This window comes from Streptomyces lothianensis (assembly GCF_047779955.1).
Taxonomy (GTDB): Bacteria; Actinomycetota; Actinomycetes; order Streptomycetales; family Streptomycetaceae; genus Streptomyces.
The window spans coordinates 1-229 of record NZ_JBLMKT010000177.1 but is presented as its reverse complement, the minus strand read 5'-3'; the positions used below and the strand labels follow the sequence as shown (position 1 = coordinate 229).

Below are 229 nucleotides of genomic sequence, written 5' to 3'. Positions count from 1 at the left end.
CCGCCGACCAGGTCAACACCTCCTCCTCGGACTCCCTGTTCCGCCTGACCTGGCAAACACTCGCAGCGCACGTCCCGACCCCGTCCGAGGCCCCGGCAACCGAGGTCCTGGAGGTGCAGGGCACCACCACCGGGCAGGACGTGATGGCCGCCGTCCACACCCAGGTATCGGACGCCCTCACCCGGCTTCAGCAGTGGCTGGCCGCCGACCACAGCCCGCACTCACGCCT

General features: G+C 70.7%; 1 protein-coding gene. It reads left to right on the top strand.

Annotated elements, in window-relative coordinates; all coding sequences use genetic code 11:
- Positions 1–229: hypothetical protein (locus ACLF6P_RS30125; protein WP_415954606.1), on the top strand; the 229-nt coding region annotated here is incomplete at both ends.